Here is a 3,412-nt window from a genome sequence, read left to right on the forward strand (position 1 = left end):
GAAAGTTTGTCCGGCGGCGTCCTACTCTCCCACACTCTCTCGGGTGCAGTACCATCGGCGCTGGAGGGCTTAGCTTCCGGGTTCGGAATGGGACCGGGCGTTTCCCCTCCGCTATGGCCGCCGTAACACTATGAACCTGTCAACCACCGCACACCCACCAAACCTGTTGGCAGGGTGCGTTGTGGTGTTGGTTCAGAATCACACAGTGGATGCAAAACATGCTCAAAGCTTGTATTGAGGTCAAGTCCTCGGCCTATTAGTACCGGTCAGCTCAAACCTGTTACCAGGCTTCCACTTCCGGCCTATCAACCCAGTGGTCTCGCTGGGGGCCTTAACCCTCAAGGGGTGGGATACCTCATCTCGAAGCGAGCTTCCCGCTTAGATGCTTTCAGCGGTTATCCCTTCCGAACGTAGCCAACCAGCCGTGCTCTTGGCAGAACAACTGGCACACCAGAGGTTCGTCCGTCCCGGTCCTCTCGTACTAGGGACAGCCCTTCTCAAGTATCCTACGCGCGCGGCGGATAGGGACCGAACTGTCTCACGACGTTCTAAACCCAGCTCGCGTACCGCTTTAATGGGCGAACAGCCCAACCCTTGGGACCTACTCCAGCCCCAGGATGCGACGAGCCGACATCGAGGTGCCAAACCATCCCGTCGATATGGACTCTTGGGGAAGATCAGCCTGTTATCCCCGGGGTACCTTTTATCCGTTGAGCGACACCGCTTCCACCTGCCAGTGCCGGATCACTAGTCCCGACTTTCGTCCCTGCTCGACCTGTCAGTCTCACAGTCAAGCCCCCTTGTGCACTTGCACTCAACACCTGATTGCCAACCAGGCTGAGGGAACCTTTGGGCGCCTCCGTTACATTTTAGGAGGCAACCGCCCCAGTTAAACTACCCACCAGACACTGTCCCTGAACCGGCTCACGGTCCAAAGTTAGATACCCAAATCCAACAGAGTGGTATTTCAAGCTTGCCTCCACAACCACTGGCGTGGCCGCTTCACCGGCTCCCACCTATCCTACACAATCGAATTCGAGTACCAATGTCAAGCTATAGTGAAGGTCCCGGGGTCTTTCCGTCCTGCCGCGCGTAACGAGCATCTTTACTCGTAGTGCAATTTCGCCGGGCCTGTGGTTGAGACAGTGGGGAAGTCGTTACGCCATTCGTGCAGGTCGGAACTTACCCGACAAGGAATTTCGCTACCTTAGGATGGTTATAGTTACCACCGCCGTTTACTGGCGCTTAAGTTCTCCGCTTCGCCCCGAAAGACTAACAGGTCCCCTTAACGTTCCAGCACCGGGCAGGCGTCAGTCCATATACGTCGTCTTACGACTTAGCATGGACCTGTGTTTTTAGTAAACAGTCGCTTCCCCCTGGTCTCTGCGGCCACCAACCGCTCCACCAGCACGTGGTCTCACCATCGGTGGCCCCCCTTCTCCCGAAGTTACGGGGGCAATTTGCCGAGTTCCTTAACCACAGTTCGCCCGATCGCCTCGGTATTCTCTACCTGACCACCTGTGTCGGTTTGGGGTACGGGCCGCTCGAAACTCGCTAGAGGCTTTTCTCGGCAGCATGGGATCACTGACTTCACCTAAACGGCTCCGCTTCACGTCTCACCCACAAGTGCTGCGGATTTACCTACAGCACGGGCTACACGCTTGCCCCGGCACAACCACCGGCCGGGTCCAGCTACCCTCCTGCGTCACCCCATCGCTTGCCTACTACCACCCAAGTTCCCAGACTCCAGCCATCACCCCCGAAAGGGATCAAACCTTCGCATGGTTAGTACAAGCAGGTTCAGCATGGACGCTTCTACGCGGGTACGGGAATATCAACCCGTTGTCCATCGACTACGCCTCTCGGCCTCGCCTTAGGCCCCGACTCACCCAGGGCGGATTAGCCTGGCCCTGGAACCCTTGGTCATCCGGCGGCAGGGTTTCTCACCCTGCTTTCGCTACTCATGCCTGCATTCTCACTCGCGTCACCTCCACGGCTGGATCACTCCGCCGCTTCACCGGTGACACGACGCTCCCCTACCCATCCACACACCTGGACCATCATCCGAAGAATCCGGCCGAGTACACGCGTGAATGCCACAGCTTCGGCGGTGTGCTTGAGCCCCGCTACATTGTCGGCGCGGAACCACTTGACCAGTGAGCTATTACGCACTCTTTCAAGGGTGGCTGCTTCTAAGCCAACCTCCTGGTTGTCTATGCGACCCCACATCCTTTACCACTTAGCACACGCTTAGGGGCCTTAGCTGGTGATCTGGGCTGTTTCCCTCTCGACTACGAAGCTTATCCCCCGCAGTCTCACTGCCACGCTCTCACTTACCGGCATTCGGAGTTTAGTTGACTTCAGTAAGCTTGTAGGCCCCCTAGGCCATCCAGTGCTCTACCTCCGGTAAGAAACACGCAACGCTGCACCTAAATGCATTTCGGGGAGAACCAGCTATCACGGAGTTTGATTGGCCTTTCACCCCTAACCACAGATCATCCCCCAACTTTTCAACGTTGGTGGGTTCGGCCCTCCACGCGGTCTTACCCGCGCTTCAGCCTGCCCATGGCTAGATCACTCCGCTTCGGGTCTAGGACACGCGACTGAACGCCCTATTCAGACTCGCTTTCGCTACGGCTCCCCCACACGGGTTAACCTCGCCACGTATCACTAACTCGCAGGCTCATTCTTCAAAAGGCACGCCGTCACCCCCACACGAATGCGGGACGCTCCGACGGATTGTAGGCGCACGGTTTCAGGTACTATTTCACTCCCCTCCCGGGGTACTTTTCACCTTTCCCTCACGGTACTCGTCCGCTATCGGTCACCAGGGAGTATTTAGGCTTACCAGGTGGTCCTGGCAGATTCACGGCAGATTACAGGGGTCCGCCGCTACTCGGGAACACATATAAGCAGGCCAGCAGTTTTCGCCTACCGGACTCTCACCGTCTACGGCGCCGCTTTCCAGCGAACTTCGACTAACCACTGACTTTCTCACTGCCCGACCGGTCAGCAGCCCGATCACAACATGCCCCACAACCCCGAACACGCAACCCCTGCCAGGTATCACACGTGCCCGGTTTAGCCTCATCCGCTTTCGCTCGCCACTACTCACGGAATCACTATTGTTTTCTCTTCCTGCGGGTACTGAGATGTTTCACTTCCCCGCGTTCCCTCTACCTGCCCTATGTGTTCAGGCAGGAGTGACACCACATGACTGGTGCCGGGTTCCCCCATTCGGACACCCTGGGATCACAGCTCGGTTGACAGCTCCCCCAGGCCTATCGCGGCCTCCCACGTCCTTCATCGGCTCCTGGTGCCAAGGCATCCACCGTACGCCCTCAGCAACTTGACCACAAAGCTTTAAGATGCTCGCATCCACTGTGCAATTCTCAACCAACACCAAACCCAC

The 3,412-nt window shown here is 57.4% G+C and carries 2 rRNA genes; both read right to left on the reverse strand.

Going from position 1 to position 3,412, the window contains the following annotated elements:
• Window positions 1-8: 8 nt before the first annotated feature.
• Window positions 9-125 (reverse strand): 5S ribosomal RNA (gene rrf / locus IEZ31_RS55250).
• 111 nt (window positions 126-236) lie between these two features.
• Window positions 237-3,355, reverse strand: a 23S ribosomal RNA gene (locus IEZ31_RS55255).
• Window positions 3,356-3,412: the final 57 nt, after the last annotated feature.

Origin of the sequence: Dactylosporangium sucinum (assembly GCF_014647515.1) — a bacterium.
Taxonomy (GTDB): domain Bacteria; phylum Actinomycetota; class Actinomycetes; order Mycobacteriales; family Micromonosporaceae; genus Dactylosporangium; species Dactylosporangium sucinum.